Genomic DNA, 16495 nt, shown 5'->3' on the forward strand with positions numbered 1-16495 from the left:
TTTTAATTTAACCACAAGACGCAGCCCAACCGTAATCGTTACAGTAAATGCTATTTATTTACCATTAGCCCCACTACCTCAAATGCCAGGCGTTGTTTAGGGTTAATCTTTACGGCATGTTCTTTCGATCCGGCTAACTGCTGCTGATCATCGGCGGTAAACTGTTTAGTGGCCACGCCCGATATAATAACCTCGCGGCCTTTAATGGCCTTAGGCAACACTACGCTGTAATTTTTAAAATGCGCGGCAATGGTTCGGCCCCTGCCAGCATCAAGCGTAAACCAACCGCCTTTAGTCTTGGTAACATCTAATATCACCCCGCTAATGGCAGCACTGGTACGCGTACGCTTACCCATAAAATCTTCAAGTTTGGAGGCGGGCATTAATCCAATAGTACTGGGTTTACTGCCAAACACCATTCCGTGAGGTAATGGTGTAGATTTTTGTGCCGAAGCACCGGTCATAAAGAAAAGGGCAACTATGCTAAGTATTATATATTTCATGATTTCGTCGGCTCTATTTCAACAACAATACCAAAGTGTCATGGTTTCAGGAAAAAGCAGATGTTAGTACTCTTCTGCTGTGCCAGCGCTCTTCATTAACAATTTTTAACAATTGAAAATGCCGGATAACGGTTCGAGAGTGCGTAATTAGCATCATAATTACAAGTATGTGCTTTCATACAGCTTATTAATGAGTAATTTGCGCAATAATTTATTTAGCCTTAAAAGTAACGTGCGTTACACAATTAACGTACTTACCATACAGTTAGGCTTAATAACCAGCTTTGATGAATAAACTTTTATGATCTCGAACAACTTTTACCCCATTAAAAATACCCTGCTGGCCGGTTTGGTAGCACTGGCCTGTGTTTACACCAGTTGCAATAAAAGCAGTGACGTTGAAAACGTAATACCTTCGGCTTCTACCACAACCATACTGGCCAATGTAACCCCTACTACGGCTTTAAGCGGGGGCACTATCACAAACCTGGGATCGTCTTTTTCGCTTACGGCTACCGGAGTTTGTTACAGCGCCACCAATCAAACCCCATCTATTACCGATAGTAAAACCAGCGATGGTACCAATTATGTGTTTAAAAGCCCCATTACCGGCTTAACGCCCAATACCACCTATTACCTGAGGGCTTATATACAAAACGATGCCGGCGTAGGCTATGGCAACGTTGTAAGGTTTACCACCAGCGCCACAACGGCCGACACTACCGTTAACGTAACCACCCTGGCCGGTAACGGCACTCCGGGACTGGCCAATGGTACCGGTACGGCTGCATCGTTCAATAATCCGCAAGGCATTGCGGTAGATGCTGCAGGCAACGTTTACGTGTCCGACTCCTTTAACCACCTTATCCGTAAAGTTACGCCTGCCGGTGTTACCACTACCTTTGCAGGCTCGGGCACTTTAGGCTTTAGCGGCGGCACAACTGCCACGGCACAGTTTTACAGTCCGCAGGGTTTGGCCTTTGATGGCAGCGGTAACCTGTACGTAGCCGACCAGGGTAATAATGCGGTTTACAAGATCACTTCAACTGGTACAGTGAGCATATTGGCCGGTACCGGTTTAGCCGGTTACGTGAACGGTGCAGGTACCACCGCCCGCTTTAACGCACCGCAGGGTATAGCTACCGATGCTACAGGAAACATTTATGTGGCCGATAGAAATAACAATATGATCCGCAAGATAACCTCGGCAGGTGTTGTGAGCACTTTAGCAGGAACAGGCTCCCCGGCACTAACCGATGGCGATGGCCCTACTGTAGCCACCTTTAACCGCCCGGTAGGTGTAGCTACCGATGCTACAGGAAACATTTACGTAACCGACCAGGGCAACGTTGCACTGCGCAAGGTTACACCAACTGGTGTAGTAAGCACATTAATTGGCAATACCGCTACTACAACTTTATTAAACAACCTATCGGGCATTGCTATTGATGCACAAGGCAATATGTACATTACCGATCAAACAGGCCGTATCTTATTTATTAATACCCAAAACATCTTATTCACGCTGGCTGGCAAAGTCAATACAACAGGCTTTTTAGATGGGTCTAAAACCACTGCCCTGTTCTCGAGCCCTACCAGCATTGCGGTAGATGCCAGTAAGAACATTTATGTAACCGATTACAACAATAACCGTATACGTAAGCTAACCGCAACCACCAAGTAGGTTGTACAACTTATAACAGAAAAGGGCTGATATAATCTATCGGCCCTTTTCTGTTTTACTACCACCTTGAATGCTATTAAGGGATTATCGTTTGAAATGATAATATTATTCTTTGACCACTTTATCCAAACAACAGTCCGAAAACTTCTTCTATCCTGCTCACCGCTTTAATTTCGATGTTATAGTGCGACAGGTCTAACTGGTTATTATCTTTTTTACCCGAGGGCAGGTTATATTTAGAGATAAAGATCTGTTCGAAGCCCAACTTCTGTGCTTCGGCTATGCGTTGCTCTATACGGTTTACGGCCCTGATCTCGCCCGAGAGGCCTAACTCACCTGCAAAGCAGGTTTTAGAAGAAATAGGCATATCCTCATGGGAGGAAATTATTGCCGCAGCCAAACCCAGGTCAATGGCCGGGTCTTCTACCCTGATACCTCCGGTGATGTTCAGGAACACATCCTGGTTACCCAGCCTGAAACCACAGCGCTTTTCTAACACAGCCAGCAACATATTCATACGCCGCGTATCAAAGCCCGTAGCCGAACGCTGAGGCGTTCCATAAGCCGAAGTACTCACCAATGCCTGCGTCTCAATAAGCATAGGCCGCAAGCCTTCCAGCGTGGCGCTGATCGTGATGCCGCTCAGGGCTTCATCGCGTTGTGATAGTAGTATCTCTGATGGATTAGATACCTCGCGTAAGCCTGCACCTAACATTTCATAAATACCCAGCTCGGAAGCCGATCCAAAACGGTTTTTGATAGCTCGGAGTATGCGGTACACATGGTGCCTGTCGCCTTCAAACTGCAATACAGTATCTACCATATGCTCCAGTATCTTAGGACCGGCTATCATACCATCCTTGGTAATGTGCCCTATCAAAAACACCGGTGTGGAACTTTCCTTAGCAAAGCGCAGCAGTTCGGCCGTGCACTCGCGTACCTGCGATACACTGCCCGGCGTTGACTCAATGTGTGCAGAATGCAGCGTTTGTATAGAGTCAACGATCACCAAATCGGGTTGTAATTGCTCTATCTGCTTAAATATATTTTGGGTAGATGTTTCGGTAAGTACAAAACAACCCTGGCCAATAACACCGGCTGCTCCCCCATTGGCGGGTTGAGGGGTTATCCTTTCAGCTCGCATTTTTAACTGCCGGTCGCTTTCCTCGCCCGATACATAAAGAATTTTAGCCGCGGGCATACTGAGCGCCAGTTGCAGCATCAGGGTAGATTTACCAATGCCCGGCTCACCACCTATAAGCACCAAAGAGCCCGGCACAATACCGCCGCCCAGCACACGATTCAATTCTTTATCGGGGGTTAAAATGCGGTGCTCTTCGCTGTAGGTAATATCGGTTACCTGTACAGCTTTATTGGCACGCTGCAAAGAAGTAGACCCATTACTGATACTTTTCCAGTTGGGTACTGCCGCGTTAGGTTTATCTACAATTTCTTCTACAAAGGTATTCCATTGCCCGCACGACGGACATTTGCCCAGCCATTTGGGCGCCTCAAAGCCGCAGCTTTGGCAAAAATATGCTGATTTTGTTTTAGCCATTCTTTCTGATTCCGGAAATCGGATGTTCGATTTCGGATTACATAATTGTACGTAAAATTACAAATTATACTAATAAAGTTAGCTTAAATTAGGTATTTCCGCAAATAAAAAAAGGCTCCATTTTCAGGAGCCTTTTAAATAGTATTTGTAATCTACATCCGAAGTCGAACATCCGATTTCCGAAATCTATAATTTGATCTCTTCATCTTTGGCATTCAAAAACCTGAACTCGGTGATCTGGTAAGAAGGGTTAGCCTTTACCTTGATCCATTGTCCGTATTTGAAATACCATTTCATTTGGCGGCTTATGAGGCCTTGCTTAATATAGGCTTCAATGTACGGGTGTACACAAAGCGTAATGCTTTTCTCATTTTGCTCTACCAGGATGTAATTGAAATTGTTCTCAATATCATCTATCAGCAATATGCTGGAGCGTATGGTGCCGGTACCTTTACAGGTTGGGCATACCTCGTTGGTTACAATGTTCATTTCGGGCCGCACGCGCTGGCGGGTAATTTGAACCAAACCAAACTTGCTCGGCGGCAAAATGGTGTGCTTGGCCCTATCGTGCACCATTTCATCGCGCAGATAGTCAAACAGCTCCTTACGGTTGGTAGGCTTGTGCATGTCAATAAAATCGACTACCACAATGCCGCCCATATCGCGCAGGCGTAACTGGCGTGCAATTTCCCTTGCCGCCTCTTTATTTACCTGGAAGGCATTATCTTCCTGATTCTCCTTATTGGCTGTACGATTGCCGCTGTTAACATCAATTACATGTAATGCTTCGGTATGCTCTATAACCAGGTATGCACCTCCGGCCAGGTTTACGGTTTTTCCAAAAGCAGATTTGATCTGCTTTTCTACACCGTAATGTTCAAAAATAGGGTCGCGGTGTTTATGCAGGCGAACAATATTTTCCAGATCGGGCGATATATCATGCACATAAGATTTGATCTCTTCGAAGATCGAAGGCTCATTTACATGTATATGCTGAAAATCGGCGTTCAAAATATCACGTAACAAAGTAGAGGTACGGTCAATTTCGCCCAATATTTTCTTGGCCGGTTCGGTAGCAGGTAAACGCAACATAAAAGATTCCCACTTGGATATTAAATCCAGCAGGTCTTTCTGCATTTCGGTTACCCCTTTACCTTCAGATACAGTACGAATAATTACCCCAAAATTGGCTGGCTTTATACCTTCTACTATTTTGCGCAGGCGAGTACGTTCGGTGTTGCTCTTTATCTTTTTTGAGATAGAGATCACATCAGAGAACGGCACCAGCACTACATAGCGTCCGGCAATAGACAGATCGGCACTTAGCCTCGGGCCTTTTGTTGAAATTGGCTCTTTGGCAATTTGTACCGGGATAAGCTGGTTCTTGGTTAACACTTCAGATATTTTACCCGATTTGTTAATATCATTTTCCAGCTTTAAAGCATCCAGCAATTTGGATTGATAACTACCCCCACGTACCTGTTTGGTTAATTTGAGCAGGCTTTGCACCTGCGGACCTAAATCCAGGTAGTGCAAAAAAGCATCCTTCTCGTAACCTACATCAATAAAAGCAGCATTCAGACCGGGCATTATTTTTTTAACGCGGCCTAAGTAAATATCACCAACCGTATAATTGTTGGAAATTTGCTCTTTATGAAGTTCTACGAGTTGTTTATCCTGTAACAGGGCAATGGTAGCTCCAGCTGGGGTCGAATCAATAATTAATTCTTTAATCAACTGCTACTCCATTTCTTCAAAGCGGCGAAGAGCCGCATGCTATTTGAGGATAAAACAAACACAAAAAATTTGCCTGCTACTACTCAAAGTAAGTAACAGGCAAATACACCGTTAAAACGGTTTATTTTTTCTTATGTCTGTTTTTTCTTAAACGTTTTTTACGTTTATGGGTAGCCATTTTATGTCTTTTACGTTTTTTACCGCTTGGCATAATACTTTTTTTTAAGGTTATTTAATTTTTTAATTCTTTAATATAGTCATCAATGCGCTGACTCATTGCTGGGTCGGCCATCAGTTCCTTACATTTTTGGTAGGCCGCAATAGCTTCCTGTTTTTGGCCAAGCTGTTTATAGCTTTCTGCCAGGTAAAAGTAGGGTTCTACTTCTTCCTTCTGTGCAATCATCTTCTTGAAACGTTCCACAGCCTTAGGGTACTGGCCAGATTTCATGGCAAACTGCCCTAAGTTTAAGTTAGCGTTCCGGTTGTTAGGGTCTTTAGTTACTACATCCAGCAACAAAGTAATACCCTGCATTGGCGAGCCGCCTTCAGCATCGGTAATACCTAAGCTGGTTTGGTTAACATACGCTATACCTAAACCTGTTTGTGCTGTAAGATCGGCCGGTTTCAAAACCCTTGCTTTCTTAAAAGCCTTAATGGCATTGGCTACAAAAGCCGGCTGCGTTGCGGTATCCTGTGTAAACTTGTAAGCGTCGTTAAAACGGTTGCCCGCATTTAACCAATACTCGAAGCTGTTTTTAGCTTCAGCTAAATCCTGATAGTAAAACGCTGCCGGTGCCTGCTGTCCCGCGTCGTCCCATTGCTTGGCAAGGGCTAACTGCAATTTCTGCTTTTCGGCAGGTGAGTTTGCCTTTTTCAGCGACTCTTCCAATGTATTAATGGGCCCGGCAAGGTTAGCTCCAATAGCAGCTTTTGCCGGGATAGACACCATATCAACCGTTACATTAACAGCTGCTTTAGCAGGCTGCTCAGTTTGACCCGGTGCAGCCTGGGGGCCGCCATCGTGGCTGCCTTCCTGCTTAACTAAGCCTTTAACGGGCTGTGTATACAAATAGCCCATTACCGCAATAACGGCTACTACAGAAACTATTTGTTTAACGTTCATTTAATTAAGCTTTGGTTGTTTTAGTTTTATTACCTGTTCTTACTTTTTCAACAAAAGTTTTGGCGGGTTTAAAGCTGGGTACAAAGTGCTCAGGTATAATAATTGCGGTGTTTTTTGAAATGTTACGGGCAGTTTTCTTAGCTCTTTTCTTAACTACAAAACTTCCGAAACCTCTCACGTATACATTTTCGCCGCTTACCATCGAAGTTTTAACTACTTTAAAAAACGCCTCAACAGTTTCCTGAACATCAACTTTCTCAATCCCTGTTTTAGTTGATATTTCAGCTATAATTTCCGCCTTAGTCATATCTGTTTTTCTATTAATTATTTATGTAAATACTTAACTGTTTTGGGGTTGCAAAAGTATGGGTTTAAAAGTAAAGTTTGAAATAAAAGATGGTTTTTTTTGAAGCCCACCCAAAACAACTGCAAACAAACCAACAAATTAGTGGTTAGCCAATGGCTATTTCTTAAACTTGCACCACATGAATTTTGCCAACGAGCTGGTGCAATGGTACCAGGAAAACAAGCGCGATCTGCCCTGGCGCCACACTACCGACCCCTACGTGATCTGGCTTTCTGAAATTATACTGCAACAAACCCGCGTAGAACAGGGAATGCCCTATTTTAACCGTTTTTTGGCACATTACCCTACGGTAACCGACTTTGCCAACGCCACCGAAGATGATATTTTGAAGCTTTGGCAGGGCCTGGGTTACTATTCCCGGGGCCGCAATATGCTCAAAACGGCACAGCTGGTTCAGGCACAATTTAATGGTAAATTTCCATCGGCTTACGAGGATCTGATCAAGCTGAAAGGTATTGGTGATTACACGGCTTCGGCCATATCATCTTTTGCGGCTAATGAGGCCCATGCCGTGCTTGATGGTAACGTTTTCAGGGTACTGGCACGTTATTTTGGCATAAATGAGCCTATTAACAGCACCAAGGGAATAAAGCAGTTTAAGCTTTTGGCTAACGATGTATTGAACCGTAACCAACCTAGTATACATAACCAGGCCATGATGGAGTTTGGCGCTATGCTGTGCAAACCTAAGAACCCCGCATGCGGTACATGCCCGGTGCGCATAGGCTGCGAAGCTTTTAAAACTAATGCCACTACTTACCTGCCGGTTAAATTAAAAACGGTAAAAGTTAAAGAGCGCTTTTTTAATTACTTTTTAACTTTTAAGAATGGCGAAGTATTGATGAACAAGCGTACAGGGAGCGATATATGGAACGGCCTTTATGATTTACCTTTAATAGAGAGCGATGACTTATTAACTATAAGTGAAATTTTGGAGCTCGAAAAAACTAAAATATACTTTGGAAGCAAAGTAACAGTAAAAGAAGTGTATGGCCTGCAAAAACACGTTTTAACGCATCAGCGGTTAATTATCAGATTTATTTGGCTTGAGAATGAGCCCCATTTTATGGAAGCTGACTGGTTTTACACCAACGTAGAAAACCTAAAAAAATTGGCATTACCTAAAATCATTTTTTTATTTCTAACTAATTTTTTTAAATTTGAAAACAATTCTCTCTTTTCTATCTAATAAATGTCTGGAATAAACAAAGTAATTTTAGTGGGTCACTTAGGCAAAGACCCCGAAGTTCGGTACCTTGAAGGAGGTGTATCAGTAGCGAGCTTCCCATTGGCTACCTCAGAAAGTTTTAACAAGGATGGCCGCAAAATTGAGCAAACCGAATGGCACAACATTGTAATGTGGCGCGGGTTGGCCGATGTTGCCGCCAAGTACCTGCAAAAAGGTAAATTGGTTTATATTGAAGGTAAATTGCGTACCCGTTCTTTTGAAGACAAAGCCGGTGTTAAAAAGTACACTACCGAGGTTATTGCAGAGAACTTTACCATTTTAGGGCGCAAAAGCGATTTTGAAAACGAAACACGTCACTCTTTAAAAAGCGAAGACGCCGACAGCGATTACGACAGCCGCACCGATGCAGACGACCTGCCATTTTAATTAGCCAATTACAAACTTGAGTTTTATAGAAAAAGCCCTCCTGGTACGCCAGAGAGGGCTTTGTTTGTTTTAGGGCCCCTCCTAAATCCTCCCCGGGAGGGAGGACTTTTGATTGGCTTTAAGCTCTTTGTATAAGCTGTCATTTCGAGTGCTAACGAGAAATCTTGTTCGACTAAGCAGGTTGACTACAAGTAGCTCTAACAGGATTTCTCACTGTCGTTCAAAATGACAATGCTGATTAATATTTACTGCAAGAACCGAAGCAATCGCAGCACGAAAGGTAAACAGGCTACCGTTCTACGCAGAGATTGCTTCGCTATCGCTCGCAATTGGAAGGGTTTTAACCTCCTCCCTCCCGGGGAGGGCTGGGGAGGGGCTTACCTCCCGCCGGGTGCGCAGTGCTCTCTTAAATATTGTGTATAAAGCGTGCTTAAATGCTGGCTTGTACCTGCCCCTTCAGATATACCGTGGGTGCGGTTAGGGTACGACATCAGTTGGAACTGCTTGTTGTATTTGATGAGTTGGTTAATGAGTTGCTCGGCATTGCTGTAATGTACGTTATCATCGCCGGTACCATGAATATAAAGCAGGTTGCCTTTCAAGTTTTTGGCATACGTAACCGGCGATCCTTTAATAAAATAAGAACGGCCTTCATCATCGGTGGGTACGCCCATATAGCGCTCCTGGTAAATATTATCGTACGAGAGCTGGTTGCCCACGGCGGCTACCGCAATACCGGTCTTGTAAATTTCGGGGTATTGGAACATGAGATTAAGCGTTGATGAACCGCCGCCGCTCCAGCCCCATACCGCCACACGCGAGGTATCAATAAAAGCATTTTTCTTAAACAGTTCTTTAGCGCCCATGGCCTGATCACGTACGTTTAGCTGGCCAATGTTACGGTAAATTGCCTTACGCCACTCACGGCCCTTTGGTACCGGCGAACCGCGGTTATCCATCGATGCGTAAATATAGCCATCGGCAGCCATATCGCCTGCGTACTCAAAGTTACGCCCGGCACCATAGGTATCGCTTGCAGTTGCCGAAGCAGGCTCGCCGTAAACGTAAAACACGATAGGGTATTTTTTAGCCGGGTCGAAGTTGGTGGGTTTCATCATCCAGCCATCCATGCTCACACCATCGGCAGTGGTAAGGGTAAAAAATTCGGGTTTAGTCTTAGCGGCTGTTGCATCTACCTTAATAGAGGTTGGCTTGCCGTCTAAAGGTTTATGGTCGGGCAAGTTTACAGTTTCGCGCACGGGCACGGTGTAGCTATTGTTAAACGAGTGGATAGCTACCAAACCATTAGGTGCAATATCGTAACGGTGCGTACCCGGCTGATCGGCCGGCGATATGCGTTGTGCTTCGCCGCCGCTCAGTTTTACACGGTACAGATAGCGCTGGGTAGCATTAGTTGGCGATGCCATGAAGTAAATAAAGCCATTGGTTTCATCGATCAAGTTAATGCTAATTACATCGTAGTTGCCTTTGGTTAGCAGCTTGGTTTGGCCAAAACGATCAATGCTGTAAGCATGGCGCCATCCGTCCTTTTCGCTCAGCCAAATAAATTTTTTGCCTTTATCTACCCAGTCCCAGCCTATCGGGTCTTCTTTGGCATCTATCCAAGCCTTATCATTTTCTTGGTAAATTACGCGTGATGCATTGCTGGAGATATTGCAAATAAAGATCTTGCTTTCGTTTTGCGGACGGTTCAATTGCTGCAATATCAATTCATTTCCATTACCGGCCCATTCCATGCGGGGAATGTAGTGCTGCACGGCATCGCCCGGCACGTTGATATTGGTAGTTTTACCATCGGCCACGCTAACCACTTTTATTTTGCAAGAACTGGGGTCGGTTCCGGCTACGGGGTATTCTACGGGTACGGTGTAAGAATAGGCCGAATCTGTGGTATTCAGCATTAAATAATTACGAATCTTGCTGGCATCCAATTGCCAGTAAGCAATGTTACGGCTATCGGGCGACCAGCGGAAACCGTCGCGGCAGTCAAATTCTTCTTCGTAAGCCCAATCGAACGTACCGTTGATCAAACGTGCGGTACCATCGGTAGTTAAGGCTTTAATGTTGCCTGTGGCCAAATCTTCCAGGTAAATATTATGCTCGCTTACGTAAGCGGCCTTGGTACCATCGGGCGATATTTTGGCAAACATGAGCGATGATGCCGGACGGCCTTTACCCAGTTGTTTAAACGTTTTGGCCTGCAGGTCGTACACCCAATAATCGCCCCGTGTATCCTGACGCCAAACGCGTTTGGTATTGGTATTGATCAAAACCTTCTGGCGGTCGTCTGAAAAAAAGAAACGCCTTACCGGGATGGCGCTTTTGCCTTCGGCGGTTAAGGCTGCACGGCTTACCAGCACATTGCGTTTAGCCGCATCGCGGATGTCGAGCTCTACTACCTCGCCGCCTTGCGTGCTGTAATAATGATAGCCATCGGCAGCCCATTGCAAACCTTGCGCTTGTACAGGGCTTTGCATCAGCGCAATAGCCGCTACTAAAAAAACAGAAAAAACCGACCGGTAAATGTTAATGTTCATTACAGTAAAAGATTTTTAAAACTACCTTAGCCCCATGATATAATGCGACCTTAAAAATTGCGTTAAATTAGTATTTTAATACCATTATACCGGTTTTGCTTACATGAAAAAAATTCACCTGCTCCTTCTTTTATCCCTGTTCCAGTTTGCTGCGCATGCTCAAAACGTAAACCGCAGCAAGTTTATAAACGATAGTCTTGATAATTACATTAACCGGTCGCTTACCAACTGGCGTATACCAGGTGCTGCTGTATGTATTGTGAAAGACGGCCGCATAGTACTGCGCCGGGGCTACGGCATTAAAGAACTGGGACTTAACAACAAGGTAGATGAAAACACCCTGTTTATGATAGGCAGCAATACCAAGGCCTTTACCGCCACGGCTATGGCCATGCTACAGGCACAAAAGAAATTAAACCTTGATGATAAGGTAACCAAATACCTGCCCGATTTTAAACTGGATAACAAGCCCGCCGGCGAAATGACCACCCTGCGCGATCTGCTTTGCCACCGTATTGGTTTTGGCACCTTTCAGGGCGATTTTACTTACTGGAACAGTAACCTTACCCGTAAGGAAATAGTAGAAAAAATGAGCCACGTAAAGGCTATTTATCCCTTCAGAAGCAGCTGGGGATATACTAACGCCGCCTTTTTAACCGCAGGCGAGGTCATAGAGAAGGTAACTAACAAACCATGGGAAGCTTACATTAAAGAAACGTTACTTGCACCACTGGGCATGAGCAGTACGCTAACGCTGACTAAAGACCTGGCTACGTCGTTCAACAAATCGGCTGCGCACACTTTGATTGATGGGCGATTGGCCGCTATACCTTACGCGCAGATAGACAACATGGCCCCTGCCGGGGCCATGAGTTCATCAGCTACCGATATGTGCAAGTGGATGCTGGCATTACTGGGCAACGGCAAAGTGGGTAATAAAGAAGTGATACCGGCCGCCGCTATTAGAGCCACCCGCCAACCACAAATTTTAGTGGGAAATGATGATGATGCTAACTTTAGTGCCTATGGATTGGGCTGGTTTTTACAGGGCTACAAGGGCCACCGCATGGTAATGCATACCGGCGGCGTAAACGGCTTTGTATCATCAGTTACTTTAATACCCGATCAAAACCTGGGCATTGTAATATTGACCAACAGCGATCAAAACGACCTGATAGAAACCCTGAACCTCGACATTATTGATGCCTACCTGAAACAGTCTAACGTTAACCATGGCAACGAGGCTCTTACAGCAGTAAAAGCACAACAACAGCGCGATTTGCAAACCGATAAACTCAAACGTGATACGGTGATGTTAAACCTGCGCCCTGCACTTAGTTTAAACGATTATACCGGCAAATACAGTAATGACCTGTATGGGAACCTCACCATTACCAAAGGCGAGCTAAACGACCTGGAAGTGCGTTTTGAGCATCATCCTAAAATGTTTGCCAAATTACAACCACTGGGTGGCAACCGCTTTTATGTCACTTTTTCTGATCCAGTTTTTGGCAAAGCGGTTTTCCCTTTCACGGTACAAAATAATAAGGTGGTAAGCTTAAAGGTAAAAGTGGCCGATTTTGTAGAGTACACCCCTTACGAGTTTAAAAAGAAATAACAACAAAGCCTTTCATTTACACGAAAGGCTTTGTTGTTTCTACACATACTCACATTTAAAGATCATAATTTATGGCTGACCGCCTCCTCCGGCAGAGCCGTATACTTGACCCGTTGCATAGCTGGCATCGCTGGCAGCTAACTGCACATAAATCGAAGCCAACTCCACCGGCTGACCGGGCCTGCCCATAGGGGTTTGTCCGCCAAACATTTTTAATTTTTCCTGGGTAGCACCGCCGCTTACTTGCAGCGGGGTCCAGATTGGTCCCGGAGCTACGCCGTTAACACGGATACCTTTTGAAGCAAGTTGTTTAGCCAATGATTTCACGTAATTCATGGTAGCCGCCTTGGTTTGGGCATAATCATACAGATCGGGCGATGGATCGTATGCTTGCTCAGAAGTGGTAGCTATAATGGCTGAACCTGGCTTTAAGTGAGGTAATGCCGCCTTGGTGGTCCAAAAAGGTGCATAAATATTGGTTTTCATGGTGGCATCAAAGTCGGCACTGGTTACATCTAATATAGATTTCCGGGTTTGCTGACGGGCAGCGTTGTTTACCAAAATATCTAAACCACCTAAACCACGCACCGCTTCTTCAACCAAACGTACGCAAAACGCTTCATCGCGCAAATCGCCGGGGATGGCAATGCCTTTGCGCCCTGCGGCTTTGATCAAGGCAATTACTTCTTTAGCGTCGGCTTCTTCGGCAGGTAAGTAGTTAATAGCCACATCGGCACCTTCACGCGCATAGGCAATGGCTGCTGCACGGCCCATGCCTGAATCGCCACCCGTTATTAGTGCCTTACGCCCTTTTAAACGACCCGATCCCTTGTAACTGGTTTCGCCATGATCGGGCTTCGGCTCCATTTGGCTTGCCAGACCCGGCCATGGTTGCGATTGCCCTTTAAACGGTGGTTTGGGATACATGGTCGTGGGATCCTGCAATCCTTCAGGTGCTGATGATGCTGAGGTTGACGCACTATCTGCTGCTGCAAAAGCAGGCAATACAGTAGCTACCGCTAAACTTGCCCCTAAGCCACCCAATACTTTGCGGCGGCTCATTTTATTTTCTTCACTCATAATTGACGGTCTTCTATATTTAATTAATAATCAAATAACCAATCGTTTAAAGGTTGGTTTTAAATTATAAACTAAATTTGGTCAAGTATAGCGGCATACTCTTGATAAGAGTAAAAGAATGTGTTTTGAGGCGCCAAGTACATTTAACAACAAAAGCCTCTCAGTAGTGAGAAGCTTTTGTTGTTAAATGAATGGTTTAACTGTTTACTTTGCAGCGGTAACTTCGCCAGACAACAAGTTAACATTATAGGCTTCATCTAAAAAAGTAACCAGCACTTTATGATTACCTAAGAATTTGATGTTTCCTGAAAAATTATAGGCATTTCCATTTATTTTACCTTGCACTACAAATAATGCGTTGCCCGAAGTAATATCGGCACTTTTAGAGGCAAAGGCCTCAACCACCATGTTTTGCAGGGTGAAATTATTATTTTGATCTGTAGTTACCGGCGAAGGGTAATTGCTGGTAAATATGATATGCGATTTTTGAACCCCATTTACCGTAACCACTCCGTAATTATAATTTTTAGTAATTGCATCGTACTTATCAACTACGGTTGCATCTTCACTAGATACCGGCGTACTACGTACGGTGTGCAAGCTATCAGTAAGAGTATAGCCTATGGTGTTCCAGTTATTTTGGTCGCAAATATATTTAATATTAATATGGCCGGTAACGGTGTATTTAGTTGCATCTGCCGCTACGTTGATAGTTGTGTTCACTACAGAGTCTGTTGATAAACCGCACTGGGTAGTATTTACTGCCTTTACCCCTTCTTTAGAAGCAGCTGTCTTTTTAATGGAAGAATTTGCGCCTGTAAAGCTTTCGTACAGCCCCTTTGCCATTTTAACACTAATGTCTTTTTTATTAATGGCATCGATAGGATCCTTAGCTTCGTTTTTACGGCATGATGCGTAAAATAACACAACCATTAACGATAATGAAAGAAGGGTTGCAGATTTTGCTTTATAGTACATATTGGTGATAAGTATGATTTGCAGCAAAAGTCGGCATTTACTCTGGAATGAGCACGATAAAGCCATATTAAATTTACATTAACACTCTCACTAATTTACACTTACGTTAACCCACTACATGGTTTGATAGTAAGTGATTTTATTGCACCAATCATCATGGTTAGCATATAATTAATTTTTGATTTTCTTTGCAGGGAAATGTTTTTTGAGCTAAAGCGTTTCCAAATTACTTCATGAAACAAACTTTACTCTTCCTGCTGATAATAATTGGCACCAGCTCCTTTGCACAGGTACTACGCAAAAGGACTACGCTGCTCATGGGTGGCCGCTTTGATATTACTCTTGTGGCTAAGGATTCTTTAACAGCCGAACAAAACATTGATACCATTATTACAGAAATTACCCGCATAGAAAACCTGATCTCCGACTGGCGGCCCAATACCCAGATTTCGCAGGTAAACCGGAACGCCGGCATTGCCCCGGTAAAGGTAGACCCCGAAGTATTTGCGTTAACTCAGCGGGCGCTGCACCTGTCAAAAATAACTAATGGTGCTTTCGACATCAGCTTTGCGGCTATGGACCGGATATGGAAGTTTGATGGCTCCATGACCAGTATGCCTACTCCCGAAGCCATCAAAAAATCGGTAGAAAAAGTAGGCTATCAAAACATTGTACTTGACGCTAAGGCCTCTACTATATTTCTGAAATATAAAGGCATGAAAATAGGCTTCGGTGCCCTGGGCGAAGGCTACGCTACCGACCGCTGCCGTAATATGATGCTGGCTAAAGGCATAAATTCGGGCATTGTGAATGGTTCTGGCGATATGAGTACCTGGGGCCAGCAACCTGATGGCAAACCCTGGAACATAGGAATTACCAACCCTATGCACAAAGATACGCTGCTGGCCATAGTGCCTTTGTTAAAAAGCGCCGTGGTAACTTCGGGGAGTTATGAAAAGTTTGTAGTGTTTAACGGGAAGCGGTACTCGCATATAATTAACCCTGCCACGGGCTACCCGGTTACCGGCTTATGCAGCGTAACCGTATTTGGCCCAAGCGCCGAAGTTGCCAATGGATTGAGCACTTCTATGATGGTGTTAGGAAAAACTAAAGGTCTGCAGTTAATTAAAAAGCACCCGGGCTACAGTTGTATTATGATTACGGATGATGGACGGGTGATAACATACCGGTTGAATTTGAAAAGGTATAGGCTTTGATAGGGCTGGTACAGGTATGTCATTGCAATGATATAACAATTAAAGCGCTATTCAATTCCCTCCCTCGGGAGGGCAGGGAGGGGTCTAATGGAGCAGTTCATTAACCATACTTATCAACCCCCCCCCTGCCATTACACTATTCAGCCGCACCCCTCCCCGAGGACTACGGTGTACCCACAAGTATAAGCTGTATTTTTGCGGATGCAGAATGCGGATTACAGAGATAGGTTCGGAGATAAACGGATAGAGCGCCGGGGTGAAGAACTACATAAAAGATTATTCAGGTCAGGCCGAAGCAGCATTCAGTCTTTGTCTTTGACAAGGGCGGAGTAAAAGGCATATTATCGTCTGCTACATCATGAAAAGGTCAGCGAACGTAAGTTAGTGGACGAACTCTCTGATCGTTGTAGCGCTTCTGTTAAGGGTAAGTTGGTATTGGCGATACAGGATACAACGG

The 16495-nt window shown here is 44.6% G+C and carries 13 protein-coding genes; 5 read left to right on the forward strand and 8 right to left on the reverse strand.

Annotated features, from left to right (window positions below):
• Positions 1-50 precede the first annotated feature (50 nt).
• Positions 51-503 carry a DUF4920 domain-containing protein gene (locus IEV61_RS19310; protein ID WP_188418707.1) on the reverse strand — a complete coding sequence of 151 codons (453 nt, stop codon included), beginning with the start codon at positions 501-503 and terminating at the stop codon, positions 51-53.
• Positions 504-804: 301 nt separating this feature from the next.
• On the opposite strand from IEV61_RS19310, the gene IEV61_RS19315 reads away from it, so the two are divergent.
• Positions 805-2187 carry an NHL repeat-containing protein gene (locus tag IEV61_RS19315; RefSeq protein ID WP_188418708.1) on the forward strand — a complete coding sequence of 461 codons (1383 nt, stop codon included), beginning with the start codon at positions 805-807 and terminating at the stop codon, positions 2185-2187.
• Between the two features lie 121 nt (positions 2188-2308).
• Here the strand turns inward: IEV61_RS19315 and radA are convergent, their stop codons facing one another.
• The 4 genes from radA to IEV61_RS19335 form a co-directional block, all read right to left on the reverse strand.
• Positions 2309-3745, reverse strand: coding sequence for a DNA repair protein RadA (radA, locus tag IEV61_RS19320; protein ID WP_188418709.1), 1437 nt, complete (start codon positions 3743-3745; stop codon positions 2309-2311).
• A gap of 186 nt (positions 3746-3931) precedes the next feature.
• Complete coding sequence (locus tag IEV61_RS19325; protein WP_188418710.1) at positions 3932-5482, reverse strand: Rne/Rng family ribonuclease; 1551 nt, start codon at positions 5480-5482, stop codon at positions 3932-3934.
• A 232-nt stretch (positions 5483-5714) separates the two neighbouring features.
• Positions 5715-6605 carry a tetratricopeptide repeat protein gene (locus IEV61_RS19330; RefSeq protein ID WP_188418711.1) on the reverse strand — a complete coding sequence of 297 codons (891 nt, stop codon included), beginning with the start codon at positions 6603-6605 and terminating at the stop codon, positions 5715-5717.
• 4 nt (positions 6606-6609) lie between these two features.
• Positions 6610-6912 (reverse strand): HU family DNA-binding protein, encoded by a 303-nt coding sequence (locus tag IEV61_RS19335; RefSeq protein WP_188418712.1) that lies wholly within the window; start codon positions 6910-6912, stop codon positions 6610-6612.
• 178 nt (positions 6913-7090) lie between these two features.
• On the opposite strand from IEV61_RS19335, the gene mutY reads away from it, so the two are divergent.
• Together mutY and IEV61_RS19345 are read left to right on the forward strand one after the other, a co-directional pair.
• The gene (mutY, locus tag IEV61_RS19340) at positions 7091-8161 is read left to right on the forward strand and encodes an A/G-specific adenine glycosylase (protein WP_188418713.1); all 1071 of its coding nucleotides are present in this window, start codon (positions 7091-7093) and stop codon (positions 8159-8161) included.
• Positions 8162-8164: 3 nt separating this feature from the next.
• Positions 8165-8587 (forward strand): single-stranded DNA-binding protein, encoded by a 423-nt coding sequence (locus IEV61_RS19345; RefSeq protein ID WP_188418714.1) that lies wholly within the window; start codon positions 8165-8167, stop codon positions 8585-8587.
• A 377-nt stretch (positions 8588-8964) separates the two neighbouring features.
• Here IEV61_RS19345 and IEV61_RS19350 read toward each other — a convergent pair whose 3' ends face one another.
• A complete protein-coding gene (locus IEV61_RS19350) occupies positions 8965-11145 on the reverse strand; it encodes a S9 family peptidase (protein WP_188418715.1) in 2181 nt (726 codons plus the stop codon).
• A gap of 103 nt (positions 11146-11248) precedes the next feature.
• Between IEV61_RS19350 and IEV61_RS19355 the strand changes: the two genes are divergently transcribed.
• Complete coding sequence (locus IEV61_RS19355) at positions 11249-12763, forward strand: serine hydrolase (protein WP_188418716.1); 1515 nt, start codon at positions 11249-11251, stop codon at positions 12761-12763.
• A gap of 69 nt (positions 12764-12832) precedes the next feature.
• Here the strand turns inward: IEV61_RS19355 and IEV61_RS19360 are convergent, their stop codons facing one another.
• Together IEV61_RS19360 and IEV61_RS19365 are read right to left on the reverse strand one after the other, a co-directional pair.
• On the reverse strand, positions 12833-13843 hold the full coding sequence (locus tag IEV61_RS19360; protein ID WP_188418717.1) for an SDR family oxidoreductase: 1011 nt from the start codon (positions 13841-13843) through the stop codon (positions 12833-12835).
• A 204-nt stretch (positions 13844-14047) separates the two neighbouring features.
• The gene (locus IEV61_RS19365) at positions 14048-14821 is read right to left on the reverse strand and encodes a hypothetical protein (RefSeq protein ID WP_188418718.1); all 774 of its coding nucleotides are present in this window, start codon (positions 14819-14821) and stop codon (positions 14048-14050) included.
• 233 nt (positions 14822-15054) lie between these two features.
• Between IEV61_RS19365 and IEV61_RS19370 the strand changes: the two genes are divergently transcribed.
• Positions 15055-16038, forward strand: coding sequence for an FAD:protein FMN transferase (locus IEV61_RS19370; protein WP_188418719.1), 984 nt, complete (start codon positions 15055-15057; stop codon positions 16036-16038).
• The last annotated feature ends 457 nt before the right edge of the window (positions 16039-16495 follow it).

The sequence above is a fragment of the Mucilaginibacter galii genome (genome assembly GCF_014635825.1).
Taxonomy (GTDB): Bacteria; Bacteroidota; Bacteroidia; order Sphingobacteriales; family Sphingobacteriaceae; genus Mucilaginibacter; species Mucilaginibacter galii.